Source organism: Photobacterium iliopiscarium (assembly GCF_003026395.1).
Classification (GTDB): domain Bacteria; phylum Pseudomonadota; class Gammaproteobacteria; order Enterobacterales; family Vibrionaceae; genus Photobacterium; species Photobacterium iliopiscarium.
In genome coordinates, this window is the sequence record NZ_PYOO01000003.1 from 364,022 (window position 1) to 390,831 (window position 26,810).

A 26,810-nucleotide genomic window follows, 5' to 3' on the forward strand; every position below is an offset into this window, starting at 1 on the left:
ATAAACCACTTAACTGTAGTTTACTTGCTCGATAGTTGTTATGAGGGGAGTTTAACTGATTGTCGATTAAAGAGGTAGTTTTGATGTAAAGCTCTTAAGTAAAGGACAAAGGGCATTGGTGTTCTGGCACCAAATAGAAATATATTCAGCATCCTCGACACTTTGCCCTCGTCCTTCGTCCCTAAATACGCTTATTTCGGTAAATCACCATGATTAATACGACCGATATAATCATGCTGCAATTCTTTCTCTAATTGCGCTTCGATATAACCTGGTGATTTGGTTTTAGCTGATAACAAGCGGTACATCGCTGGGATCACTAATAATGTTACCAAAGTGGCAAATGCCATTCCAAAGAACACCACCGTACCCACCGCGATACGACTTTCAGCACCTGCGCCAGTTGATAGAATCAACGGTAAAGAACCAAACAAGGTTGTAAACGCGGTCATTAAAATAGGTCGTAATCGACGTACTGACGCATCAACAATCGCTTGTTCAAACTCAATCCCTTTATCACGCAGTTGGTTAGCAAATTCAACGATTAAAATACCGTTTTTCGTCACCATACCAATCAACATGATCATCCCAATCTGGCTATAAATATTGAGCCCTTGTCCCATTATCCATAATCCAGCAAGACCACCAAAGATCCCCATCGGTACGGTTAGCATAACCACCAGCGGGTTAATAAAGCTTTCAAACTGCGCTGCAAGTACTAAATAAGCCACCAATAGCGCCAGTCCAAATACCACTGCGATACTACTTTGGTTATCTCGGAAATCTTGTGATTCACCAGCATAGCTAATGGAGATATCAGACGGTAAAGTATCTATTGCTTGTTGATCTAAGAAATCAAGCGCATCACCTAGCGTATAACCATTTGAAAGATTCGCTTTTAAGGTGATCGATTTCTGTTTTTGGTGATGACTTAATTTTTGTGCTGATGCCACTTCATCAATAGACGCCACGGTATCAAGTGTAACTAGCTTGCCATTTTTCGCCCGTAGATAAATCTGACTAAGATCGGTTGAACTATTAAAGCTATTTTCATCACCACGAAGATAAACATCGTATTCCTCACCGCGATCAACAAAGGTTGTTTCACTGCGACCGCCAAGCATCACTTCTAATGTTTCCGCGATTTCAGTGACGGGAATACCTAGTTCAGCCGCACGCTCACGATTTACATTCACTAACAGCTCAGGGGTTGTTTCAGCGTAATCTAAATCAGCCCCTTCCATTAATGGGCTATCTTCAGCAATATGTTGCAGCTTAGTCGCCCATTTAAACAGCTCTTGGTAATCCGCGCCGCCTAATACAAATTGGACCGGTTCTGACGATCCACCTCGAAAACCAGGCATCATCGGCATCACTCGCACATCGGGAATACCCGCTAGCGTCTTACTTATGATTCCCAATGCTTGTTGTGCCCCAACGGTACGATCATTCCAATCTTCTAATTGCATGATCACAAAGCCAGTTTGATCTCCCGCTCGACCACCAAAGGCCGGCGATTGAATACTAACTGATTTTAATATCCCTTTGCCTAATAGCGGTAATAAACGTGCTTCAACTTGATCCATGTTGCCGATCATACGGTTATAACTGGTACCTTCTGCGCCTTTAACAAACGCAAATAACACCCCACGATCTTCCTGTGGTGCAAGTTGCGCGGGGATCACTTTCATTAATCCTGCGCTGGCTACAATACACGCTAACACCACCAACGGTGCAACAAACCGTTTCTTAACGGCCACCGTTACCATACGACGGTAACCATGCTCTAATTTATCAAATTGACGATCAATCCACAGATTAAAACGATTTGGCTTCACATTCACTTGCAGTAATTTACTGCACATAACAGGGGTTAACGTTAAAGCAATTAATGATGAGAAGATCACTGACATCGCCAATAATACGGAGAACTCAGTAAATAAACGCCCTACCATGCCTTCCATAAACGATATCGGTAAGAACACCATCACTAACACCGCTGTCGTTGCCACTACCGCAAATCCAACTTCACGAGTGCCTTTATAAGCGGCTAGTAATGGTGATTCTCCACGTTGTAAATGGTGGAAAACGTTTTCAACCACCACAATCGCATCATCAACCACCAATCCAATCGCTAAAATTAACGCCATCAAGGTTAATAAGTTAATTGAAAAACCAAAGAAATAAGCAGTGATAAAAGCTGAGATTAAAGACACTGGCACCGTAACCGCAGGAATTAGCGTTGCCCGCACTTGGCCAATAAAAATATACAGCACCAAAATAACCAAAGCGCCGGTTACTAATAACGTACTGTAAACTTCACTAATTGAACGTTCAATAAACACCGTGGCATCATAATCAAGCGTCAATGAAGCGCCTTTAGGCAAAAATTGCTGCATTTTAGCCACTTCAGCACGCACTTCTTTAGCCACATCAAGCGGATTAGCATCGGACATAGTCACAATGCCTAAACTTAAATTAACGGCACCATTACTTTTAAAAGTTGAATTTTCATTTTCTGCGCCAATCGTAACGTCTGCGACATCTTTTAAATAAATAGGTGTGCCAGCCTCAGAGGTACGAACCACTAAATATTTAAAATCATCGACGGTTTGGTAAAGCCGCGCGGTACGAACGGACATCACCGTTTGATCATTACGAACTTCGCCACCGGGTAATTCAACGTTTTCATCATTTAATGCATTAACGATATCTTTGGTGGTAACACCTCGGCCGGCCATTAGTGTCGGTTGTAACTTTACATACATTACCTTGTACAAACCGCCACTAAGACTGACTGAGCTAACACCATTTAAAAGACTGAAACGATCTTCTAAGACTCGCTGAGCGTAATCCGTTAATTGGGTACGATCCATTTCAGATGACGATAAATTAATGTAGATCGCAGGCTCACCTGAACCGTTATCTTTCGATACTATCGGATCATTGGCATCATCAGGAAGGCGACGTTGGGCACGAGCAACCGCATCACGAATATCACTGACACCTTCAGTGAGATCCCAATCCATATCAAATTCAACCGTGATCCGCGACATACCATTACGAGTAACGGAAGTAATGTTATCAATACCACTGATCCCTGATAATTCATCTTCTATCGGGGTAGTCACTTGGCTTTCCATTACCGTTGCTGAAGTACCGTCATAGGTTGTCATAATAGTCACAACAGGACTTTCAACATCCGGCATCTCACGGACTGCTAACTTAGAGAATGAAACGATACCAAACACACACAACAACAAACTTAATACGATCGCTACCACTGGCCGTTTTACTGAAATATCAGATAACCACATTAGCTCGCCACTCCAACAGCTGGGGTAATGTCTTTAATGGTGATGCCATCGCGCATGTTAACTAACCCTTGTACAACAATACGATCGCCGGTTTTTAACCCTTTGCTGATCACTACGTTATTATCAATACGCTCACCTAACTCAACCAAGGTTCGGTGCACTTTTTGTTGTGGATCAACAAGATAAACATAACGTTTAGTACCTGAATATTCTAAAGCTTGTACGGGGATAATCGCTTGTTGTTGCGGAATAAAATCAAGTTCTGTTGCAAGTAACATTCCTGGTTTCAAAGCATGATCACTATTTTTAAATACAACCCGAACTTTAATATTTAATGAATCAGGTTGAACACGTGAATCAATGGCTTGAATTTTACCAATAAAGGCGCGATCGCCCCATGCTTGGCTTTTTGCGGTAACGTTAATTCCAACCGTTAAAGATGAGATATATTGCTCTGGTACTTCAATATCCAGACGCATAGAAGAAAGGTCATCAAAATTAAATAATGCACCGCCAGCAGCGACCATATGACCCGGACTAAAATCATAGAGACCAACGGTGCCATTAAACGGCGCTCGAATAGCATGATCGTTAAGATTCGCTAAAGCCGCTTTTAAACGAGCATTGGCAATACTGGTATTGGCAGCTTGAGCATCAATTTCAGTTTTAGTAATAGCGCCACGAGATAATAAACGCTGAAATTCAGTCAGTTTTCGTTTTTCATCATTACGATAGGCTAATGCTTCATCATAAGCAGCCACCGCTTTATCATCATCAAGTTGAATTAATAGTTGGCCTTTCTTGACCGTACTATTAACAGGAACTGCAATCGTTTTTATTTTAGCCGAAACTTCTGCTGCAATATTAACGGCATGTTCCGCATTCAACTTACCCACTAATGAAAGTGATTGAGCAACAGCTAAAGAACTAACCTCTCCCGTTGTCACAGATACAACACGTGACGATAACGCGGGCGGTGATTTATTTTGCGCAGCGTGTGACGTTCCTTGAAAGTAAAAATAGCTACCCGATAATGCGGCAGTGACTAATACTGCTACGACCATTTTTTTCATTTATTAAAACCATCATAAAAATCCTAGTCGAATAATATCTGAACTAAAGGATGAATAACGTCAAGAAATGTAAAGTTAAGCAAAAATCGACTTACTGATGAAAAATCAAGCAAGCGCTCGATGATATTGATAAAAAAGGTTTACAGCGCTGAAATGTTTGTTATTATCCGCCCCGCACTTGTGGTGGGGTTCCCGAGTGGCCAAAGGGAGCAGATTGTAAATCTGCCGGCACTGCCTTCGAAGGTTCGAATCCTTCCCCCACCACCATTAATTTTGAAGAATTGTTTTATAACAGTTTTTCGGTGATTAAAGTGGCCTTTAATCACCAGAGTAACGAATAACTATAGCAACATCCCGTGGTGGGATTCCCGAGTGGCCAAAGGGAGCAGATTGTAAATCTGCCGGCACTGCCTTCGAAGGTTCGAATCCTTCTCCCACCACCATCATTTTGAAAAATTGTTTTATGACGGTTTTTCAGTGGTTAAAGTGGCCTTTAATCACCAGAGTAACAAATAACTATAGCAACATCCCGTGGTGGGATTCCCGAGTGGCCAAAGGGAGCAGATTGTAAATCTGCCGGCACTGCCTTCGAAGGTTCGAATCCTTCTCCCACCACCATCATTTTGAAAAATTGTTTTATGACGGTTTTTCAGTGGTTAAAGTGGCCTTTAATCACCAGAGTAACAAATAACTATAGCAACATCCCGTGGTGGGATTCCCGAGTGGCCAAAGGGAGCAGATTGTAAATCTGCCGGCACTGCCTTCGAAGGTTCGAATCCTTCTCCCACCACCATCATTTTGAAAAATTGTTTTATAACGGTTTTTCAGTAATTAAAGTGAGCTTTAATTACACTAGCAACAAATAACTATAGCAACATCCCGTGGTGGGATTCCCGAGTGGCCAAAGGGAGCAGATTGTAAATCTGCCGGCACTGCCTTCGAAGGTTCGAATCCTTCTCCCACCACCATCATTTTGAAAAATTGTTTTATAACGGTTTTTCAGTAATTAAAGTGAGCTTTAATTACACTAGCAACAAATAACTATAGCAACATCCCGTGGTGGGATTCCCGAGTGGCCAAAGGGAGCAGATTGTAAATCTGCCGGCACTGCCTTCGAAGGTTCGAATCCTTCTCCCACCACCATCATTTTGAAAAATTGTTTTATGACGGTTTTTCAGTGATTAAAGTGGCCTTTAATCACCAGAGTAACGAATAATTATAGCAATATCCCGTGGTGGGATTCCCGAGTGGCCAAAGGGAGCAGATTGTAAATCTGCCGGCACTGCCTTCGAAGGTTCGAATCCTTCTCCCACCACCATCATTTTGAAAAATTGTTTTATGACGGTTTTTCCGTGGTTAAAGTGGCCTTTAATCACTAAAGTAACGAATAACTATAGCAACATCCCGTGGTGGGATTCCCGAGTGGCCAAAGGGAGCAGATTGTAAATCTGCCGGCACTGCCTTCGAAGGTTCGAATCCTTCTCCCACCACCATCATTCAGCCAGTTGCTTAGCAGCTGGCTTTTTCATATCAAAAATACCCCCGTATAAACGATCAACAAATCAAGCTGATTTATGCATAGATCGTTATGACAGAAGCACCTCCTCATACCAACATAGATTGGCAACAGATCAAGATACTGATTATTGATAATCACCCGTCTTCTACATTACTCAGTGACAGTGAACATCTCACGATAATAAGAAAAATGACTGTATGGCTGCAATTCGGTTATTACAACATTGGGTTTATCGTTAACTTTCACCATCGTCACTGGGTGATCCTTGTTTATATTTATCATTCCTATCTTCTTGATCTTTATTATCTTGATGCTCAGGTTCAACTTTCGGTTCAGCACCAAACAAACGCTTTATAAAATCAAACATACTCTACTCCATGATTATGGCGTCACAATAACGCTAAGTTAAATAAAAAACCGTTCCCATTATGATCCAGACCTACACTATCTAACGAATCCAACCGCGATCGTCATCGATTTAATAATATTTGCTCTGGGTATTTAAAAACAACAACTTGTTATAAATGAGATAATTGCTTTTAGCATAGACCTGCATACTCGTTTATACCCAAATAAACTTACACTATAAATATGATCACTCCTGATTGAAATGATCATATATCGAAGTGATAGCGCAATGTGCTAATATCAGTAACCATAATCATTCGCAGTTATGGATACTAAATATGAAAGTTATTTCTTTTAACATCAATGGGCTACGAGCTCGTTTACATCAACTTCAAGCTATTATTGATAAGCATCAGCCTGACGTTATCGGTTTACAAGAAATTAAAGTTCATGACGATGCTTTTCCGTTAGCGGATGTAGAAGCAATGGGATACAAAGTCTACTTTCATGGTCAGAAAGCCCATTACGGTGTCGCTATGCTATGTAAGCAAGAGCCTATTAGCGTACAAAAAGGCTTTCCCAGTGATGATGACGAAGCCCAGCGCCGCATGATCATGGCAACCTTTAAACAAGAAAATGGCAACAACATAACGGTAATGAACGGTTATTTTCCTCAAGGCGATAACGTTAAGCATGAAACCAAATTTCCTGCAAAAGAAAAATTCTACGCTGATTTAATGAATTACCTTGATAGTGCACACTCCAATGATGAAGAGCTTATCGTAATGGGTGACATTAATATCAGCCCGATCGATCTAGATATCGGTATTGGTCCACTCAACGCTAAACGTTGGTTAAAAACAGGCAAATGTTCATTTCAACTGATTGAGCGTCAATGGTTGAAAACCTTATTAGATTGGGGTTTTATTGATACATTCCGTCAACTTCATCCAACGGTCGACGATCAATTCTCATGGTTTGATTACCGTTCAAAAGGCTTTGTTGATAATAGAGGCTTACGTATCGATGTGATTTTAGCGACGCCAACATTAGCTAACCGCTGTATAGAGTCCGGTATTGATTACGAACTCCGTGGCATTGAAAAGCCCTCAGATCACGCCCCAATTTGGTCAACTTTCACCGATTAATTTTTTAATTGAGTACCAATAACCATAATTACTCAAGCTAATAATTACATCTAAAAGCCGATAATTATTAATATCGGCTTTTGTTGATTTTGCATATATATTCATCAATATAATTACACCATACCGTTACAGCATAGAATTAATCTATATTGTTGAATACTATTCATCGATAGGGTGAATATAAAAAAAGTTGAATCAATATTTTTTTAGCGGCATAAATACGTTAAAAAAAAGTTCCAAAAATCATAACTCATTGATTAATAAGGGCGCTAAATTTTGTAATCATAACCAAACAATTATGAAATAAAATTACATTAAAATTTTTTTTAGTTTTCTCAAAAAAATTATACTCTTTAAATTCAATTGATTACATTATTTTACACTGTAACAATATGTCTAATTTTGTTATAAATTTTCACCGCAATGATCCAGATCAAGTTTATGATTCACAACCTTTGCTATTATTCTCGCAGCCAAACTTAAACCATTAAAGAGCACCCCTGTGAAAATGGAAACTAATCCTTTTGACTCACTGATGCCACCAGCAATGGCACATAAAGCCGAAGAAGTCGGCGTTTATAAAGCAACAAAACATCCGTTACAGTCATTCTTTTTAGCGATAACTGCCGGTGTGTTTATTTCAATTGCTTTTGTATTTTATACAACAGTAACGACTGGCGCAGGTGATATGCCTTGGGGTATGTCTAAATTTGCCGGCGGTCTAGCCTTTACGTTAGGTTTAATCCTAGTAGTTATATGTGGCGGTGAGCTATTCACTTCTTCTGTATTAACCACTGTTGCTCGTGCAAGCGGTCGCATTACTACTGGTCAGTTAATGAAAAACTGGGGCATTGTTTACCTCGGTAACTTTGTTGGCGCAATTTTCTTTGTTGCATGTATTTGGATTGCAAAACAACACCTTGGCGCTAGTGGCCAATGGGGTATTAATGCAATGAAAATCGCACAACATAAACTTCATCATGATTTTGGACAAGCTGTTGTTTTAGGTATGCTATGTAACCTAATGGTTTGTCTTGCAACATGGATGACTTTTTCATGCCGTAGTGCTACTGATAAAGTTATGGTAATGTTGCTGCCAGTTGCAATGTTTGTTGCATGTGGTTTTGAGCACTGTATTGCAAATATGTTTATGATCCCTATGGGTATCGTAATTCATGCATTCTCTGGTCCTGAATTTTGGGCCATGACAGGCGTAGATCCTGCTCAATTTGCAGATTTAACTGTACATAATTTCGTTATAAACAATCTAATCCCAGTAACCATTGGTAATATCATTGGTGGTGGCGTATTAGTTGGACTAACATATTGGGTTATTCACCGTCGTCCAGAACTTAACGGCAGTAGCCATCATTAAGTTTTAACACGGTAACACTTATTTTTTTCTACTGAATAGTAATAGGTAGGTATACAATGGCAGAGCAATTTGCTGCATGGGAAGGCTTCACAGCTGGTGATTGGCAGAACGAAGTAAACGTTCGTGACTTTATCCAAAAGAACTACACTCCTTTTGAGGGTGACGGCTCTTTCCTAGAAACAGAAGCAACTCCAGCTACAGCTAAACTTTGGGAAGCTGTAATGGTAGGCATCAAACAGGAAAACGCGACTCACGCACCTGTTGATTTCGATACTGACGTTGTTTCTACTATCACTGCACATGATGCGGGTTACATCGACCAAGAACTTGAAACTATCGTAGGTCTTCAAACTGACGCGCCTCTTAAGCGTGGTTTGATCCCTAACGGTGGTATCCGCATGATCGAAAACTCATGCAAAGTATACGGTCGTGAACTTGATCCTACTATCAAGAAAGTTTACTCAGAACTTCGTAAAACACACAACCAAGGTGTTTTCGATATCTACACTCCGTCTATCATTAAATGTCGTAAGTCTGGTGTTCTAACTGGTCTTCCTGATGCTTACGGCCGTGGTCGTATCATTGGTGACTACCGTCGTATCGCACTTTACGGTATCGACAAACTAATGGCTGACAAGCTAGCTCAATTCAAATCTCTAGAAGAAATGTTTGAGAATGGCGAAGATCTTCAAATGACTATGCAACGTCGTGAAGAGATCTGTGAACAGCACCGTGCTCTTGGTCAAATCAAGACTATGGCTGCTAAATACGGTCGTGATATCTCTCTTCCTGCAACGTCTGCACAAGAAGCTATCCAGTGGACTTACTTCGGCTACCTAGCTGCTGTTAAATCACAAAACGGTGCTGCAATGTCTCTAGGTCGTACTTCGACTTTCCTAGACATCTTCATCGAGCGTGATATCGCTGATGGCAAGATCACTGAAGCACAAGCTCAAGAAATGATCGACCACTTCGTAATGAAGCTACGTATGGTTCGTTTCCTACGTACTCCTGAATACGATGAATTGTTCTCTGGTGACCCAATCTGGGCAACAGAATCAATGGGTGGTATGGGTCTTGACGGTCGTACACTAGTTACACGTTCAAACTTCCGTTTCCTAAACAGCCTATACACAATGGGTCCTTCTCCAGAGCCAAACATCACTGTTCTTTGGTCTGAGCAACTACCTGTAGGCTTCAAGAAGTTCTGTGCGAAAGTATCTATTGATACTTCTTCTATCCAGTACGAAAACGATGACCTAATGCGTCCAGATATGAAATCTGACGATTATGCTATCGCTTGTTGTGTATCGCCAATGGTTGTTGGTAAGCAAATGCAGTTCTTCGGTGCTCGTGCTAACCTTGCAAAAACTATGCTTTACGCAATCAACGGCGGCGTTGATGAAAAACTTAAGATCCAAGTGGGTCCTAAAGAAGCGCCTATCGCTGATGCTGATTTCCATTACGAAAATGTTCTAGCACGTCTAGACCACTTCATGGATTGGTTAGCAACAACTTACGTTTCTGCTCTAAACGCTATTCACTGGAGCCACGACAAGTACAGCTACGAAGCATCGCTTATGGCTCTACATGATCGTGACATCAAGCGTACAATGGCTTGTGGTATCGCTGGTCTATCTGTTGCAGCTGACTCACTATCTGCAATCAAATACGCTAAAGTAACACCAATCCGTGATGAAGATGGCGTAGCCGTAGACTTCAGCATTGAAGGTGATTACCCTAAATTTGGTAACAACGATTCTCGTGTAGATGACATCGCTTGTGACCTTGTTGAGCGTTTCATGAACAAGATCCGTTCACACAAGATGTACCGTGATGCGATCCCTACTCAGTCTATCTTAACTATCACATCTAACGTTGTGTACGGTAAGAAAACTGGTAACACTCCAGACGGTCGTCGTGCAGGTGCTCCTTTCGCACCAGGTGCTAACCCAATGCACGGTCGTGACGAAAAAGGCGCTGTAGCTTCACTTACTTCTGTAGGTAAACTACCGTTTGCACACGCTAAAGATGGTATTTCATACACATTCTCTATCGTTCCAAACGCACTAGGTAAAGATCTTGATACTCAAGAAAATAACCTAGCAGGTCTTATGGATGGTTACTTCCACCATGAGTCTGGCATCGAAGGTGGTCAACACCTAAACGTTAACGTTCTTAACCGTGAAACTCTAGAAGACGCAGTTAAGCACCCAGAGAACTACCCACAGTTAACTATCCGTGTATCGGGTTATGCTGTGCGTTTTAACTCTCTAACTGCTGAACAGCAGGCTGACGTTATCGCTCGTACTTTCACAGCGTCTCTATAATATAGAGTCTCTTGTGTAGGAAGTTCGCTTCCTAATAAAAACCGGCTTATATAGCCGGTTTTTTTATACCCAAAATTTAAATCTAAACACACGCTTCGTTACATTTCTTTGATTGTATCCATCTCATTTTATCGATATTCTTCGCCAAAACCCTCATTCAAAGCGTTAATTTACTTCCCCGTTTAGGATATAACTTTCTGATGCGAAGATCTCAATCGGTATTGATTGTCGATGACAGTAGTATTATTCAGCAAACAACTAAACTTATTTTAGTTAATGGACAATTCCAAAGTGCTAATATTTATTGTGCATCGAATGCTTCTGAAGCAATAAAATATTGTCAGCAACAAACCTTTGATATTCTATTCCTTGATTTCAATCTTGGCTTTGGTAGTACAGGGTTACAATTACTTGAGCGTTTATATCACAATAAGTTACTTCAGCATTCGCCACTGATTTTTATTCTAACTGCTGATGACTCGCCAGCTGTTCTGATGGGATTTTCTGAATACCAACCTGATGATTATTTGGTTAAACCTTTACGCTTAAATACCCTCAAACAACGCTTGGAATATACGTTTGAACAACGTGCTATCAATGATCGAGCTTTTGAATACTATCGACATTCAGGTATCGATGGTGTTGAAACTATTTGTGCGCAATCAAACGCTTCCGTTAGTACTTATTGCACAACAATCACAGCGATTGCAAAACGTTTATTTAATCAAAAACAACCTCACCTTTATCCTGACATTGAAGTACTGTTAAGCCTGACTCAACATCATTATCAACATTTGCCTGCACAATTATTACTGGCGCAGCTATGGTTACAACAACAAAATTTTCAAGCCCTTAATCCATTATTAACCCAATTAAGAGGTTTATACCCTGATCATCTAATGCTGCTTGAATACAGCGCATGCTCAGCGTTATTACAACAAGAAATCACCCAAGGTTATGATTTTTGGCTGCAAGCTCATAATGTTAGCAAAAATAATTTACATCGATTATTTGGTCTATTATGGATTGAATGTCATTTCCATAATCACACTGCAATGCAACAACATCTCCGTGAAGCAATCTCATACCTGCGTTATTCTGTCTGGGATAAACCTTGCCATCATGCGTTTATTGTTTGGTTACAGCTGCAACACAGTGATAAAAAAAATATGCCTATAGAGCGCTTATGGCGCACGATTAGCCAACAAAAAACTATCACCAAAAATGAACGACCATTTATTTACTTACTACAAGCATGGCAATATTTAGATAATGGCAACAATCTTAATGCTTATAAAAGCTATATTGCAGCAATGGAAAACGCGCAACAAACCACTCAGGGACAATACAATTTTGAATTTGATGCGATTGCCCTTTGCATCAGTAAACGCTTAGCCATGACGCGTCATCAAATAAACTGTTATCAGCGTTTACAACAACACCTCGACCAACATAAAAATGAGCCACATTCTATTATAAAAAATATGTGGTTAGCGACCATGCAACCGACATCTAGCCACCAAACAGATGATAACTATCGGTATGCACTTAGATTAGTGAAAAAAAAGTATTATATTGAGGCTGGCCAGTCCATATTATTATTATGGCCTCAGTATCGTTTTGATGATGTTTTAGCTCGGTGTTTAGTTGAGCTATCTTCACGTGGCTATATAGACAATGACCCACAACATCAACAATGGATTAAAGAAGCTCGATGGACATTTGAATCACAAGAATTTAAACCTGACTGGTATTTAAAGTTAAAAACACAGTATCGCTGTCTTCAACGGCCTCTATATTAATTTATTGATTTGTTATTCTAGGTATTTTTCGATGAAAATTTTTATATTACTGCTAACACTAATATTTACGCTTTCCATACCTGTCACTTTTGCCAACGAATCAACACATAAAACAATGCCAATCTTAACCGTTGGTTATACTTCACTTAATTGGGCACCATTAGCATTTAAAAATAATGATCAAATCGTGGGATTATTACCCGCACTTATGGACGCCATTGCCGCTCAAGCGGGTTACCAGATAAAAAACATCTATTACCCCAGTTTTGATGACATGATATCTGCATTTAAACGCAACGATATCGATCTATTAATAGGTATTGCCGCAACATTTGATCGCCAGAAATATATGCTCTTTAGTGATCCTATTTTAAGTACGTCATTCGCTATGCTTAGCCGTTCACCACAACATACCAAAATAGCTGATCTGAATAACGCCACTATTAGTGTTGAAAATGGTTTTGCGATCAAACACAAAATCGTCAATTTACATATCAAAAATCAAATAGTCTCACTGCCATCAAATACTATTGCACTTAATGCCGTCGAAACAGGGTTAGCCGATGTTTATATTGGTAACAGCCTTATGCTGCATAATTTGTATACTTTTGGTGATTTAAAAAAATCATTATATTTTTCACCATTAACAGAACTCTCTTTTGAGCGCTTGTACATCACCGCCACTAAAAATCATGCTCGACTCCTAAATAAGATCAATAAAGCTTACAATCAGCTACCAGAAATAGTATTAGCTAATATTTACGACAAATGGTTAACAGTGCCCCAAAAAAAAATGTTAAGTGATCCACATCAGCTTCATTTAACTGAACCTGAAAATAACTACTTACAACAACATAAAAATATTCGTATTGGGTACCAATTTCCAGTCTCACCAATATTAATCAATAATGATATTATTCTGCACCAGCTAGAAGATATATTAACAATAATAAAAGAAAAACTTCATATCACTACAACGATAGTTCCAATTAATAATTATCAAGATGGTAAGAAAAAATTAGCGAATAATGATATAGATATTATTGCCGCGATAGCAACAACAACAGATCGCTATAAAGAACTCACCTTTACCGCACCTTATAGTAATGATAAATGGGTAATGGTTGACCGTATTAATCATAAGAAACTAACATCTATTAATTCAACGAATATAATTGGGGTTATTAACTCAGAAATTGCCGTTCAACACGTAAAAGAACATTATCCAACAGTTAAGATCCATCAGTTTAAAACTAATATTGATATTCTTAATGCGGTGGTTAATGATGATGTTAATTATGCCATTATTCCACTCTCTGTCGCCCAAGTTTTATTACAAAATAATTTTTTAGGTCAATTAAAAATTGTTTCGAGCCGTATAGATAATCATGACCAAAAAGTTGCATTTGCCGTTACAAAAAATAATGTCTTATTAAGAAATATTGTTAATAAAGTAATGGATTCATTACCTCCTGATACGTTAGCTAATATTAAAAAAAAATGGTACACAATTACTCTTAAAGAGGATGGTGATTATCATCGGTTAATTATATTAGTTATCACGTTTAGTTTAGCCATAAGTTGTATTATTGCAGCAATAACAATATGGAATCGTCGTTTAAGCAAAGAAATTAAACACCGTAAAGCTGCTGAAGATAAATTAACTTATTTAACCAATAATTTTGATGGCGTTTTAATTCAACATCACCAAAAAAGTGATGATCCAATGGATATCGATATTTTATTCATGAGTGAAAAAATCATTGATTTTACGGGCATTTCAGCCAGTAAATTTTATTTTTTTCCTCGTTTAGTGCAAGATCGAATGTCACAACGTGATGACTATAAAAGCCTTATAGAAAAAATGCGTAATGCCGTAAAACAAGGTTATTGGCGTACTGAATTACAAATAAAAACCGATGAATTAGCCACGTCGTGTTGGATAGAACTACGCTGCCAAATTACGCCAGCAGCCGTCGGTTGGCAGTGGAATAGTATTTTGATTGATATCACTCAATTAAAGCAGCAACAATTAGCACTCACTATCGCTCAACAAAAATCCCACGCCGCTACAATCGCTAAGTCACGCTTCTTAGCTATGATGAGTCATGAAATCCGTACCCCAATTAGCGGCATTATCTGTTTATTAGATTTAATGCAGCCTTATGCACAACAACCAGAACTCTATCAAATACATAAAAATCTCACTCTCTCAGGTAATAATTTATTAAATATTGTTAATGATGTCTTAGATTTTTCTAAACTTGAATCAAACAAATTAGAAATCTACCCTCAAGAAAAATCATTATATAAAATAGCCACTATTTTAGTGCAACCACATGCTATTCATGCCGCACAAAAAGAGCTAGATTTTAAATTATGGCTCGATCCTAATGTCGCTAAAAGTTTACACTTTGATAGTTTGCGTCTTAAACAAGTACTAAATAACTTACTTAATAACGCGATTAAATTTACATCTCAGGGAACTATTCACCTTGATATTAATTTATTGTCGCAACAAAATAACCAGCAAACGATTAACTTTACAATCACTGATACAGGCATTGGTATTGCCCCTAAAGATCGCCATAAACTATTTCAACCGTTTGAACAAATAGAGCAAAACACCGATCGTCGTTATGATGGTACCGGATTAGGGCTGTCAATTTGTCACCAGCTTATTCAATTAATGAATGGCACCATTACCGTTTCAAGTCAGCCAAATAAAGGCACTCGTTTTACCATTGCACTCACGTTTGATATTGGCCTGCCAGCTGAGATTAAATCATTAAACAAACACTGTGGTTTACTCTCAATCGTCAATGATCCTATTTTGACTAATTACTTAACGGCTTGGCACTGCTCTATCTCTCGGTTAAATGTCACCACCAAAGAACAACTGGCAGTTGCGATATCCACCCAATGTATTGATACTATTTTTGTACCTCAATCATGGGCAGAACAGCATAATATTGATCTTAATTGGATCGCCATTAACTTACCATCCGTTAATTGGATCACCATCACCTCAACAGATGTCATGCTAACATCTAACATTAATGCGCGTAATATTTCACTTAGCCCACTCTTATCTCAACAACTTTATCGCGCATTAACTGAACCTTTTCAGCCTTACAACAATGACAATCAATATAACCATACTTTGCCAATAGCATTAACTCGTGAGCAAGCTATCGCGGATAATCGTTATGTGTTGGTGGCAGAAGATCATCCAATAAACCAGCAGATACTCAAACAACAATTAGAACAACTTAATTATGCGGTTGATATTGTTGATAATGGAAAACAAGCTTTAATTGCGTTAGCAAAGACTCACTACAATATTTTATTAACTGATTGCCATATGCCTGAAATGGATGGTTATGAGTTAACAAAAACCATTCGAGAACAAGAACAGAAAGCAGCCACAATTGCACTGCCTATTATTGCGATTACAGCGAATGCATTAACAAATACTGACCGTTTTAAAACAATGGGATTTAATGACTATTTAATTAAGCCATTAAAGCAACAACAACTAAAAAATGTATTATCTCAATGGGTAAAACCATTAAGTATGAACCATAGCGTCAAAAAATTGTCACAAGTAACAATGGAACAAACCACCTTAACACCAACACCAACTTCATCTATTAATATGATAGATATTAATGAGTTAATACCAATATTTGGTAATAACGATCTGTGTCAAATGCTACTACAACAATATTTAGATTCTTGTATTGATGATTTATCACAACTTAAAACAGCAATAACACAACAAAACAATGATAATATCTTTATGGTGAGTCATCGTATGAAAGGAGCTGCACGGATGATGGCTTTTCATCAACTAGCACAAGTAACTCAGAAGCTTGAATTACAAACACAACATGTTCAAAGAGACATAACGGGTATACAACAACATTACCAGCAGATTGAACAATTAATCGAACAATTATCACATCAAATTAACCGTAAATAGGATCGAAATATGGACATATTATTGATTGAAGATCATGACTTTCAACGTCAAGTTCTTGCAACCCAATTAGCTCATCTTATCGATCCAAATCAAGATCAGATATATTGTGCTGCCAATGGTATTGATGCATTAGCAGCCGTAACACGTTATCAACCACAATTATTGTTTTGTGATCTCAATATGCCACAAATGGATGGCATAAGTTTTCTTGGTCATCTTGCTGAACAACAATTTACAGGTGCTATTATTATTACCAGTGCATTAAATGCAGAGGTACTTATTAGCGTTAATAAGATGTGCCAAAACTATGGTCTTAATTTATTAGGGATTTTATCTAAGCCTACTCATATTGAACAATTACAACAATTATTAACAGTTGCGACAAATCACTTACAGTTATGTGATACCACCATGCCATTGCCGCAAGTATTAACAGAACAAGATATTATTGATGCTTTTAATGCTAACTATTTAACGCCTTATTACCAGCCAATCGTCAATTTAAAAACAGGCGAATGGGTGGCTAGCGAAGCACTAATACGTTTTATTCACCCAGCTTATGGCATTGTACCTGCAAGTTGTTTTATTCAACATTTAACCCAAATAGGTAAAGATAGCCATCTCGCATTATTAATCATAAATCATATCATTGATCATCAAGCTATTTTTGAAGGTCGAAGAGTTGCCGTTAATATCTCAGCAAAAACATTAGTTGAACGAAGTTTTATTAATAATGTATTAGCATTGCACTATCAATACCCTCACCTTCACCATTGGGTCTATTTTGAATTAACTGAATCTGATTTATTTGAATCGGCAGGCAAAGCATTAGAAGCCGCAGCACGATTAGGCATGCATGGTTTTAGCCTCTCTATTGATGATTTTGGTACGGGTTATTCATCACTTAAACAACTCGATATATTGCCATTTAAATCATTAAAATTAGATATTAGTTTTGTTCAAGCAATGCCAACAAACTACACCGCAAAAGTTATTATCGAAACTTGCTTATTATTAGCCCATCGGCTTAATTTAACCTCGATTGCTGAGGGTGTAGAAGACATTACATTATGGTTAAAACTACAAAAAATGGACTGTGAATTAGCACAAGGTTATTTTATTTCCCCACCGTTGCCTTTCAGTCAAATTCCAATTTGGCACGCTCAATGGCAACAACGGAACCAACAATTATTGAATAATTCATCATTAGAAGACATCGCAGCGAAAAGACAACCGTTATGAATATCACTGACTTTCATACCCTAATGTTAACAAAGGATCCTGAGTTTTAGCTATATTCAGACCTCATTTTGTAATAAAATAACACACAAATAAAACGCAGTATGCGGAGAAATAAAACAATGTCAGTAACAGGTCGTATTCACTCTTTCGAATCTTGCGGAACCGTCGATGGCCCGGGAATTCGGTTTATTGTCTTCCTGCAAGGCTGCTTAATGCGCTGTAAATATTGTCACAATCGTGATACATGGGATACCCATGACGGTCGTGAAGCTACTATTGAAGAATTAATGCATGAAGCCAGATCATACCGTCACTTTATGAATGCTTCTGGCGGTGGTGTTACCGCATCTGGTGGCGAAGCCATGCTGCAACCCGAATTTGTCCGTGATTTCTTCCGCGCAGCACAAGCTGATGGTATTCACACTTGTCTTGATACTAATGGCTACATCCGTAAACATACCGATGTGGTTGATGAAGTATTAGATGCGACAGATCTTGTGATGCTGGATCTTAAACAAATGGATGATAACGTTCACCAAAACTTAGCGGGCGTTTCAAATAAACGTATCCTTGATTTTGCACGTTACCTACACCAGCGCGGCCAAAAGACATGGATCCGTTACGTAATTGTACCGGGTTACACTGATGACGAGCAATCTGCACACCAGCTTGGTGAGTTCATCAAAGACATGGATAATATTGAAAAAATCGAGCTGCTGCCCTACCACCAGCTTGGTGAGCACAAGTGGGAAGCACTAGGCTTTGAATACCCATTAACTGGGGTTAAGCCACCGAAAAAAGAGACCATGGAAAAAATTAAAAATATTCTTGCAAGCTACGGTAAGAAGGTTATGTATTAAGTCATTACTATAGTGACAAATACAAAAAAGAGCGGCTTATCTTTATCTCTAAGGAGTTAGATAAGTCGCTCTTTTCTATTTAAACTGAAAAGATAAAATAGTATTTATCGTGACAACGGTAAAATTGTGACAAGAAAAGAGATTAACAACACCATAATTAACAATGAGATTGGTACTGTATACTTCCACTTCGTTACAGGTTCTTGCATCATAACTTCCTTTGCTAAATTTACACCCTACTTGATCAGGGTCATTTTTATATGGCACATACTTTAAATGCAGAGCAAAAAACAACCAATAACTAATAATGAAATAATACATTTCATTATCGTTGAAAACAAAAAACATCTCCTCTTTATCTTCCACCAAATAGCAATAATCACTATAAAAAAACCATAAAATGATATTTATCCATGATAAAATTATGGTATAAACCAAAAGCAAACGTTTGCGTTGATACAAAAGTACAGATTTGCAGTTAAAAAAGCGTTCAATATCAGCACTAGCATTACTCTTTCTGCCTATGAGGAAATAAGCTCTCATGAAAAGCGACATCGAAATTTGCCGTGAAACGCGACTCACCCCCATTGATCGCATCGCCTTAGATGCCGGCATTGAAGCACAAGATCTTACGCCTCAAGGCAGCTTAAAAGCCAAAGTAAAACCCGCTATTTTAAAGCGATTAATAAATAAACCAGAAGGTAAACTAATACTGGTAACGGCAATTACCCCGACCCCACTAGGTGAAGGTAAAACAGTAACCACTATTGGTTTAGCCCAAGGTCTGGCAAAAATTAAACGCTCCGTATTTGCGTGTATTCGCCAACCTTCAATGGGACCCGTATTTGGTATAAAAGGCGGCGCAGCTGGCGGCGGTTATAGCCAAGTAGCACCAATGGAAAAACTTAATCTCCACTTAACGGGTGATATTCATGCCGTCACTGCCGCTCACAACCTTGCAGCAGCAGCACTAGATGCTCGTCTATACCATGAATCACGCTTAGGCTATGACGCTTTTGCCGCCCATACGGACTTACCCGCACTGCGTATTGATATAAATAATATTAGTTGGAAACGAGTGATGGACCACAATGATCGTGCGTTACGTATGATCACCGTAGGTCAAAATGAATCCGGAAAAACCATTAATGGTCTTGAACGCCACGATGGTTTTGATATATCGGCCGCTTCTGAATTAATGGCAATTTTAGCCCTTGCTACCGACTTAGCCGATATGCGTCAACGAATTGGTAAAATAGTTGTCGCTTATAATCTTGATGGTGACCCTGTTACCACAGAAGATCTTAACGTTGCGGGTGCCATGGCCGTCACCATGTGTGAAGCAATTGAACCAACATTAATGCAAACTTTAGAAGGTGTTCCGACCCTTATTCATGCAGGTCCATTTGCTAATATTGCTCACGGTAATTCTTCGATTATTGCCGATAAAATCGCCTTAAAATTAAGTGACTTTACCGTAACTGAAGGCGGATTTGGTTCTGATATGGGGTTTGAAAAAGCCTGTAATATTAAAGCTCAACAAGCACAACGAGGTCCTGACTGTGCGGTTGTTGTTGCAACGTTACGTGGCCTTAAAGCAAATTCAGGACTTTATGATTTTCAACCTGGACAACCATTACCCGATTCTATCTTCGAACCAGATAGCGCAGCCTTAAGCGCGGGTTTTGAAAATCTACGTTGGCACATTAATAACGCGGCCAAATACGGCGTGCCCGTTGTGGTTGCCATTAACCGTTTTCCACAAGATACCAAACAAGAACTTGAGCAATTAAAACAACTGATTCTAGATACTACATTTGATATTCATGTTGATGTTGCACTTAGTGATGCATTCTCAAAAGGAGGCGATGGCGCAATTGAACTTGCCCATGCTGTTGTTAATGCTTGTAAGACACCCGCAAATTTCAAACCACTTTATACTTTAGATCAAACCATTGAAGAAAAATTAATGGCAGTGGCTGAGATTGGTTATGGTGCAAAAAATATTGAACTGTCACCTTTAGCAACACAACAATTAGCCCAATTAAAAGCACAAGGGTTTAATAATTTAGCTATCTGTATGGCAAAAACACCCTTGTCAATTACCACAGATCCACACATTAAAGGTGCGCCAACAAACTTCACCGTACCAGTGAGAGAATTAAAATTATGTGCGGGTGCAGGGTTTATCTATGCTTTATGTGGCAACGTAATGACCATGCCAGGTTTACCTGAAAAACCTGCATTTATGAATCTTGATCTTGATGAAAATGGCAACATTATAGGTCTAAGCTAAGCGATTAATCTTAACCTACTGGTATCGACAATAATGACAGTTGTCGATACCAATATTCTTTCCCACGGTTTCCCTTCTCCATTCATATTGTGCTTGATATTCAATAATCCTATAAACCTACAAAAATAGTGGTTTTTAATTAAAATCAAATAGATAAGATTTTTATCAACATATCAAATGGATAACATTCATTAACAAAAAATAATCCTATTCGTGGTGCCAGATCATTTTATTTTACAGTCAACCTGCTAATCTCACGCTTATAACAAATATTCCTTGTGCTCACTACCGCGATAAAATCACAGCGGAGCGAGTGCAATCTATAAAAAATTTGAGGCTTATTACTATGGAAATGACTAACGCTCAACGTCTAATTCTATCCAATCAATATTACATCATGTCAAAACTAGCACCTGAAAATGCTGACAAATATCAACGTCTACAGATGATCATTGAACGTGGTTATTGTTTACAGATGCGTGAACTTAACAAAGATTTTGGCGAAGTATCAGAAGATGAATGTAAACAAGTTCTTGAAATCATGGAAATGTACCATGCCCTACAAGAATCGTTTAATTTAGAAGATTGCCGTTGTGATGGTGCTAAAGATATCGATCAACGCCGACTACAATTCCTAGGTTTTGATGTTATCACTGAAGCTAAGTTAGTTAATTACGTCCGTTTTCTTACTCATGATGAAGGCCTATATCCACAGTTCCCTAAAACTGAACATCAATTTAATAGCCATGTACCGATGCTTGATAAGTATCTACGCATGCTAACTATTTGGCGCGGATGCCCACGCCATTACCATCTATCATGCAGTGAAATTCAACAAATTATTACAGCATAAATTAGATCGTCATCTGCAATAAAACCGAGTCAATACACTCGGTTTTATTGTATATATTCAGACAGTAAAAATAGCAAAACAAATTAAAACCTAGCATCTTGTGACAATAACACCACAATCTAGCACTCAGAACAGCATTCGTTTTGTTATAAAAACCATTAGTGATCATTTCCGCCACTGACGTATAATCATTGATATCTACGCGATTAATTAGTTACCTAATAAGGTCATATTGATTAACCATATACCATTATAAATGGAATAAATAATAACAATGATTCGCTGTGTGAAAAATAATACGATAGGTAATCGCCTGACCTCTGCCATTATATTAATGGCTTTTTTAACTATTAGTGTCAGTGTTATTGCAGCATTAACATGGCAAAAGCTTAGTCAACAAATAGGCACTATTGCCAATGATAATATGCCAACCTTACGTGCAAGCTATCGTTTAGAGCGCAGTACAGCAGAATTACAAGCAGCATTAACTGCATTAGACATGAACACTAATCCGTTAAAGCATAAAGCAATTAAAAAAAATATTATCTCTATTTTAACGGCAATTAGACAATCAATAGATAATATTTCAAGTCTATATTATTACCCAAAAATAAAATCAGGCCAGCAATTACTGGTCGCTAATATTGATAGTTATATCGCATTATTACAGCAACGAAATACACAACAACTGGCATTAAAACAAATAGAAAATACCATTACTTGGCTACACCAAGATTTAATCGATGAATTACAGCCATTACGTCTAGAAATTGAATGGCAAATGATGCGATTATTAGATAGCCCTCAACAATTGCCATTAAAACATGATTCTAATATCAAAAGTGTTATGGCTGAATTTTCTGTTATTCAAACCATTACAGTCAATGTAAATGAACTACATCAACTTATTGAAGACTGTATTCTTCATCGTCAGCATAACGATATCGATACTGCATTTGATGCCATTGGTCAAAAAATATTACAACTCAATAAAATCAGTAAGCAGCTAAATGATTATCCATCAACAATTACTTATCGCCAATTACAGCACGAATTTACCCAATTAGTCACACCTAATGGTCATCTGCAAAAATTATTAACCTTAGATAATATAAATGACATTAAGATCTCTCAATCTCAGCGTAATATTCGAAATCAATTAACTCAACAAGAAAATATAATTCAAACATTAGTCGGCCATGCTGATAATGCACTTGAAAAATTAAATGGTAAAACAAGACATTCTATTTGGATCAGTAATTTGGTTTTATTTGGCGTGGTATTTATTACGATTATTCTTAGTGTTATTTTATCGATTTATTTAGTGGGTCGTGGTGTAGTAAAACGCTTAAACCTGCTTGGTCAAGATTTACAAGCTATTGCCAGTGGCGATCTCAATGCCAATATTCAAACTACAGGTGTTGATGAGATTGGCATCTTAGGTGATAACCTGCGCTATTTTTGTCAACAGATGCAAGAAATTCAAAACTCAAATGCCCTCAATTTAATTAATAATACTCAAGCAAGTATTATTACTTGTGATCTCAACGGGGCGGTTGAATCGGTAAACCCACAAGCATTAAAACAATTAAATTTTTGTAATGTCACCCAAAAACACCAAGTGTGGGATCTGTTTAATATTTCGAGCCTAACCAAACTACAACATTTATTTACTGCTAATGGGCCATTGATGATCAATGGCGCTTATAATATGACAATAAAACTCATTACTAAAAATGATCAAAGTTTATATTTACGGTTAGATTTTCGCACTTTTACTCAAGGTAATGATGACAAAGTTATTATTACAATGACCGATATCACCGAGCAAGAAAATACCACCCGTTGGTTAGAAAGTACCGTTGCCGAAAAAACGCAATCATTAACGATTCGAAACCAACAACTACGCAATGAAATAGAAGACCGTAAACGCATTGAAGGTGATTTGATTGAAACACAAGATGAATTAATCCAAGCGGCAAAAATGGCGGTTGTTGGTCAAACGATGACATCACTTGCACATGAGCTAAATCAACCACTATCAGCCATTTCAACTCGGATATTCAGTGCAAAACTTGCACTTGATCATAAAAAATACGAAAATCTACCCGCAAATCTGACAAAAATAGACGATCTTGTTACTCGAATGAGTAAATTAATTATAAACTTTAGAAACTTTGCTAAAAAACAATCTGCAACCAAACCATTAAGCAAAGTTGATGTTCAAGATTCAATCAAACAAGCGTTAATATTGGTAGAAAGTCGTGCCAAAGTACAAAAGACAACGATGGTGAATACAATTAATCACCCTCTTTATGCGCTTGCGGATCAAGTTCAGTTTGAACAAATTTTAGTTAATTTATTAGTAAACAGTTGTGATGCAGTAGCCCACTGCGAACAACGAGAGATAAAAATTATTCTACTAAATAGCCCTTCAAATAAAATTCGATTGGCTGTTTATGATAGTGGTGATGGTTTTGACGCCACTATCATAAACAAATTATTCATTCCCTTTACCACCACCAAAGATGTTGGATTAGGCCTTGGGTTAAGTATTTGTGGTTCAATTATAACGCGACTAAAAGGTGAAATCTTCCTTGCTTCTAGCTTAACAGGTGGAGCAATGGTCGTATTGGAGTTAAATAAATATGATAAGTGATGATATTGAAGTACTGATTGTGGATGACGATCATGATGTTGTCGAAGCCTATCAAGAACTACTTGAAATAGCTGGTTTTAAAGCACAAACAGTAACAGATTCAACCTTAGTTTTAGGAATGTTAAAACGTAATTGGCCAGGGGTTATCGTGTCTGACATGTACATGCCCGGCTTAGATGGCATGGAATTATTAGCCCAAATTCAACAGTATGATCATGAACTACCCGTCATTATTATTACCGGACATGGTGATATTCCAATGGCTGTTGGCGCATTGAAAAAAGGGGCGGTGGATTTTTTACAAAAACCTTTACAGCCAAAAAAATTAATTACGTTGCTTGAAAAATATTTACCTCAACGTCGCCAAATTATTGAACAGCGCAATACCTTACACACAACAACAGCGGAAGTATTATTGGGAGAAAGCCCTCTCATTATTAAAATTCGTGAACAATTAAAGACCATCGCACTGACAACCAAAGATGTATTAATTGAAGGTGAAAGTGGTACAGGTCGCCATACGGTAGCCAAACTGCTGCACCAAAATAGCCAATTAAGTAATGGCCCTTTAGTTGAAGTTAATGCCGCGAATATTACTCGTACGCCTGATTTACAACGCAGTATGATTTCAGCGCGTAGTGGCTGTTTATGTTTATGTAATCCACATCATATGCCCATTGAAACGCAACAATGGCTATGTCGTTTTTTACTTGAACAAGAACGCCAAGGAAAAAAAGAAGTCCGCGTTATCGCTTTATTTGATGGCGATCCGACTGAATCTGTCGAAACTGAGCAATTTTTACCGGAATTATTCTATTTTTTAAGTCAGGTGCGATTTAATTTACCAACATTGCGTCAGCGTAGTAGTGATATCACATTGATATTTAAGCACTATATCAAGCAAAGTTGTAAGAAATTAAATAAAGCAATTCCCGCGATTGATAAAGCCTACCTGGCGATTTTAAATCGTTATGAATGGCCGGGAAATGTATTAGAACTTAAAAACGTGGCTGAATTGTACGCAATTGGAATTGTAAAACTTGCAGGACAAGAACGTTCAAAACCGTTAGATCAAATGAGTAGCCCACTTGATGATCTGGTTGATGGCTATGAAAAACAAGTCATTGAAGATGCGTTATACCTATTTTCAGGCCGTATCAATGAAGTATCATCATACTTACAAATACCCCGTAAAAAGCTGTATTTGAGAATGAAAAAACACGGTCTGGATAAAGCTGAATATAAAGTACGTTCAAACCAACCGTTGTAACTTACAAACGATCCCCCAGAATTTTAACCATTCTGGGGGATTTTTTTAATTATAATTCTAATGCCCAACGTATGAAATTTTTACGCTGTGCTTTATTCGCTTGTTGATACAGTTGCTGCAAGAGTTGATCGGTTTGTTGAGCCGTTAAATGTGTAGTATCAATCTGAGTAACGGCAGGGTTTACTGCATGCGGCTCCTGCGTATTTTTCACCATCGTTACAGGCACAACCGTTGCTCCCACTGACTCATTCAATAATTGATTATAATCAGTCAATAATGGTGATCCTGTCATTGAAATGACCTTTTGCTCTACCGCTAATTGAGAGCCATCATCATTATATAATTTGAAATAAGGTTGCTTTGCGAAACGATTAATCTCTTGCGGCGTATCTAATCGCGGTATTTTCACGGTTACTGTCGCTTGATCATCAAGATTAAAATGTAATAAAACAGGAGCAGAATGCACAAACCCCATCGTTTGCCCCGTAGAATGGGGATTCTCTGGACTATCAAATCGCACCAATAATTGCTGTTGCCCTGCGGGTAACGTCACCTGATGCTGGGTGTTTTTTAAATAAACAGCTTTGGTTGCTAAAATTTCAACATTACTTGGTGTTTGTAAATTTGTCTCTGCCCATGATGGTGCACTCATTGACGTAAATATAACGCCAGCAATAATTACAGATGTTTTAATATTCATTTGTATCCCTCAAAATAACTAAGCCAGCATTTT

16 protein-coding genes and 8 tRNA genes are annotated in these 26,810 nt (G+C 38.2%); 19 read left to right on the forward strand and 5 right to left on the reverse strand.

The genetic code is table 11. From position 1 onward, the window contains the following. Positions 1 to 191: 191 nt before the first annotated feature. Both C9J51_RS07415 and C9J51_RS07420 read right to left on the reverse strand, forming a co-directional pair. Positions 192 to 3,317, reverse strand: a complete 3,126-nt coding sequence (locus C9J51_RS07415) for a multidrug efflux RND transporter permease subunit (protein ID WP_045040957.1) — start codon at positions 3,315 to 3,317, stop codon at positions 192 to 194. Then, positions 3,317 to 4,390, reverse strand: a complete 1,074-nt coding sequence (locus tag C9J51_RS07420) for an efflux RND transporter periplasmic adaptor subunit (RefSeq protein ID WP_045040958.1) — start codon at positions 4,388 to 4,390, stop codon at positions 3,317 to 3,319. Before C9J51_RS07420 ends, C9J51_RS07415 begins: the two co-directional genes overlap by 1 nt. Positions 4,391 to 4,572: 182 nt before the next feature. On the opposite strand from C9J51_RS07420, the gene C9J51_RS07425 reads away from it, so the two are divergent. The 8 genes from C9J51_RS07425 (at position 4,573) to C9J51_RS07460 (ending at position 5,883) form a co-directional block, all read left to right on the forward strand. Continuing rightward, positions 4,573 to 4,657 (forward strand) — tRNA-Tyr (locus C9J51_RS07425). A gap of 91 nt (positions 4,658 to 4,748) precedes the next feature. After that, positions 4,749 to 4,833, forward strand: a tRNA-Tyr gene (locus C9J51_RS07430). Between the two features lie 90 nt (positions 4,834 to 4,923). Further along, a tRNA-Tyr gene (locus C9J51_RS07435) sits at positions 4,924 to 5,008 on the forward strand. Positions 5,009 to 5,098: 90 nt separating this feature from the next. After that, a tRNA-Tyr gene (locus C9J51_RS07440) sits at positions 5,099 to 5,183 on the forward strand. Positions 5,184 to 5,273: 90 nt separating this feature from the next. Continuing rightward, positions 5,274 to 5,358 (forward strand) — tRNA-Tyr (locus tag C9J51_RS07445). Positions 5,359 to 5,448: 90 nt separating this feature from the next. Next, positions 5,449 to 5,533, forward strand: a tRNA-Tyr gene (locus C9J51_RS07450). A gap of 90 nt (positions 5,534 to 5,623) precedes the next feature. Beyond that, positions 5,624 to 5,708: transfer RNA gene (locus C9J51_RS07455), tRNA-Tyr, on the forward strand. Positions 5,709 to 5,798: 90 nt separating this feature from the next. Then, positions 5,799 to 5,883 (forward strand) — tRNA-Tyr (locus C9J51_RS07460). A gap of 261 nt (positions 5,884 to 6,144) precedes the next feature. On the opposite strand, the gene C9J51_RS19690 is transcribed toward C9J51_RS07460, so the two are convergent. Further along, positions 6,145 to 6,276 (reverse strand): hypothetical protein, encoded by a 132-nt coding sequence (locus C9J51_RS19690; protein ID WP_258177844.1) that lies wholly within the window; start codon positions 6,274 to 6,276, stop codon positions 6,145 to 6,147. Positions 6,277 to 6,595: 319 nt separating this feature from the next. Here C9J51_RS19690 and xthA point away from each other — a divergent pair, with 319 nt between their 5' ends. The 7 genes from xthA (at position 6,596) to pflA (ending at position 18,999) form a co-directional block, all read left to right on the forward strand. Beyond that, the gene (xthA, locus tag C9J51_RS07465; protein WP_045038192.1) at positions 6,596 to 7,405 is read left to right on the forward strand and encodes an exodeoxyribonuclease III; all 810 of its coding nucleotides are present in this window, start codon (positions 6,596 to 6,598) and stop codon (positions 7,403 to 7,405) included. A gap of 508 nt (positions 7,406 to 7,913) precedes the next feature. Next, the gene (gene focA, locus C9J51_RS07470) at positions 7,914 to 8,780 is read left to right on the forward strand and encodes a formate transporter FocA (protein WP_045038193.1); all 867 of its coding nucleotides are present in this window, start codon (positions 7,914 to 7,916) and stop codon (positions 8,778 to 8,780) included. A gap of 56 nt (positions 8,781 to 8,836) precedes the next feature. Beyond that, positions 8,837 to 11,110, forward strand: coding sequence for a formate C-acetyltransferase (gene pflB, locus C9J51_RS07475; RefSeq protein WP_045038194.1), 2,274 nt, complete (start codon positions 8,837 to 8,839; stop codon positions 11,108 to 11,110). 200 nt (positions 11,111 to 11,310) lie between these two features. Beyond that, complete coding sequence (locus C9J51_RS07480) at positions 11,311 to 12,912, forward strand: response regulator (RefSeq protein ID WP_107274942.1); 1,602 nt, start codon at positions 11,311 to 11,313, stop codon at positions 12,910 to 12,912. Between the two features lie 31 nt (positions 12,913 to 12,943). After that, positions 12,944 to 16,897 (forward strand): ATP-binding protein, encoded by a 3,954-nt coding sequence (locus C9J51_RS07485; protein ID WP_107274943.1) that lies wholly within the window; start codon positions 12,944 to 12,946, stop codon positions 16,895 to 16,897. A gap of 9 nt (positions 16,898 to 16,906) precedes the next feature. Further along, positions 16,907 to 18,139 (forward strand): EAL domain-containing response regulator, encoded by a 1,233-nt coding sequence (locus C9J51_RS07490; protein ID WP_045038198.1) that lies wholly within the window; start codon positions 16,907 to 16,909, stop codon positions 18,137 to 18,139. Between the two features lie 119 nt (positions 18,140 to 18,258). Next, a complete protein-coding gene (gene pflA / locus C9J51_RS07495) occupies positions 18,259 to 18,999 on the forward strand; it encodes a pyruvate formate lyase 1-activating protein (RefSeq protein ID WP_045038199.1) in 741 nt (246 codons plus the stop codon). A 75-nt stretch (positions 19,000 to 19,074) separates the two neighbouring features. On the opposite strand, the gene C9J51_RS19485 is transcribed toward pflA, so the two are convergent. Then, positions 19,075 to 19,554, reverse strand: coding sequence for a hypothetical protein (locus tag C9J51_RS19485; protein WP_045040802.1), 480 nt, complete (start codon positions 19,552 to 19,554; stop codon positions 19,075 to 19,077). Here C9J51_RS19485 and C9J51_RS07500 point away from each other — a divergent pair. The 4 genes from C9J51_RS07500 to C9J51_RS07515 all read left to right on the forward strand — a co-directional run bounded on the left by C9J51_RS07500 (position 19,541) and on the right by C9J51_RS07515 (position 26,077). Beyond that, on the forward strand, positions 19,541 to 21,295 hold the full coding sequence (locus C9J51_RS07500; RefSeq protein ID WP_045038201.1) for a formate--tetrahydrofolate ligase: 1,755 nt from the start codon (positions 19,541 to 19,543) through the stop codon (positions 21,293 to 21,295). The genes C9J51_RS19485 and C9J51_RS07500 overlap by 14 nt on opposite strands. Positions 21,296 to 21,641: 346 nt before the next feature. Next, positions 21,642 to 22,148 (forward strand): YfbU family protein, encoded by a 507-nt coding sequence (locus tag C9J51_RS07505; RefSeq protein WP_045038202.1) that lies wholly within the window; start codon positions 21,642 to 21,644, stop codon positions 22,146 to 22,148. A gap of 286 nt (positions 22,149 to 22,434) precedes the next feature. Beyond that, on the forward strand, positions 22,435 to 24,807 hold the full coding sequence (locus C9J51_RS07510; protein ID WP_244907486.1) for an ATP-binding protein: 2,373 nt from the start codon (positions 22,435 to 22,437) through the stop codon (positions 24,805 to 24,807). Beyond that, positions 24,797 to 26,077, forward strand: a complete 1,281-nt coding sequence (locus tag C9J51_RS07515; RefSeq protein WP_045038204.1) for a sigma-54-dependent transcriptional regulator — start codon at positions 24,797 to 24,799, stop codon at positions 26,075 to 26,077. The genes C9J51_RS07510 and C9J51_RS07515 overlap by 11 nt, the downstream gene beginning before the upstream one ends. A 49-nt stretch (positions 26,078 to 26,126) precedes the next feature. Here C9J51_RS07515 and C9J51_RS07520 read toward each other — a convergent pair whose 3' ends face one another. Further along, entirely contained in the window at positions 26,127 to 26,777 is a 651-nt protein-coding gene (locus tag C9J51_RS07520; protein ID WP_052668232.1) for a DUF2057 family protein, read from the reverse strand. Positions 26,778 to 26,810 lie beyond the last annotated feature (33 nt).

What these genes read in the sequence shown, in the direction of transcription:
- C9J51_RS07415 (WP_045040957.1), bottom strand. Translation starts at nt 3,317, where the DNA reads ATGTGGTTATCTGATATTTCAGTAAAACGGCCAGTGGTAGCGATCGTA.
- pflA (WP_045038199.1), top strand. Translation starts at nt 18,259, where the DNA reads ATGTCAGTAACAGGTCGTATTCACTCTTTCGAATCTTGCGGAACCGTC.
- C9J51_RS07500 (WP_045038201.1), top strand. Translation starts at nt 19,541, where the DNA reads ATGAAAAGCGACATCGAAATTTGCCGTGAAACGCGACTCACCCCCATT.
- C9J51_RS07520 (WP_052668232.1), bottom strand. Translation starts at nt 26,777, where the DNA reads ATGAATATTAAAACATCTGTAATTATTGCTGGCGTTATATTTACGTCA.
- C9J51_RS07485 (WP_107274943.1), top strand. Translation starts at nt 12,944, where the DNA reads ATGAAAATTTTTATATTACTGCTAACACTAATATTTACGCTTTCCATA.
- xthA (WP_045038192.1), top strand. Translation starts at nt 6,596, where the DNA reads ATGAAAGTTATTTCTTTTAACATCAATGGGCTACGAGCTCGTTTACAT.
- pflB (WP_045038194.1), top strand. Translation starts at nt 8,837, where the DNA reads ATGGCAGAGCAATTTGCTGCATGGGAAGGCTTCACAGCTGGTGATTGG.
- C9J51_RS07480 (WP_107274942.1), top strand. Translation starts at nt 11,311, where the DNA reads ATGCGAAGATCTCAATCGGTATTGATTGTCGATGACAGTAGTATTATT.
- focA (WP_045038193.1), top strand. Translation starts at nt 7,914, where the DNA reads ATGGAAACTAATCCTTTTGACTCACTGATGCCACCAGCAATGGCACAT.
- C9J51_RS07505 (WP_045038202.1), top strand. Translation starts at nt 21,642, where the DNA reads ATGGAAATGACTAACGCTCAACGTCTAATTCTATCCAATCAATATTAC.
- C9J51_RS19485 (WP_045040802.1), bottom strand. Translation starts at nt 19,554, where the DNA reads ATGTCGCTTTTCATGAGAGCTTATTTCCTCATAGGCAGAAAGAGTAAT.
- C9J51_RS07420 (WP_045040958.1), bottom strand. Translation starts at nt 4,390, where the DNA reads ATGAAAAAAATGGTCGTAGCAGTATTAGTCACTGCCGCATTATCGGGT.
- C9J51_RS07515 (WP_045038204.1), top strand. Translation starts at nt 24,797, where the DNA reads ATGATAAGTGATGATATTGAAGTACTGATTGTGGATGACGATCATGAT.
- C9J51_RS19690 (WP_258177844.1), bottom strand. Translation starts at nt 6,276, where the DNA reads ATGTTTGATTTTATAAAGCGTTTGTTTGGTGCTGAACCGAAAGTTGAA.
- C9J51_RS07490 (WP_045038198.1), top strand. Translation starts at nt 16,907, where the DNA reads ATGGACATATTATTGATTGAAGATCATGACTTTCAACGTCAAGTTCTT.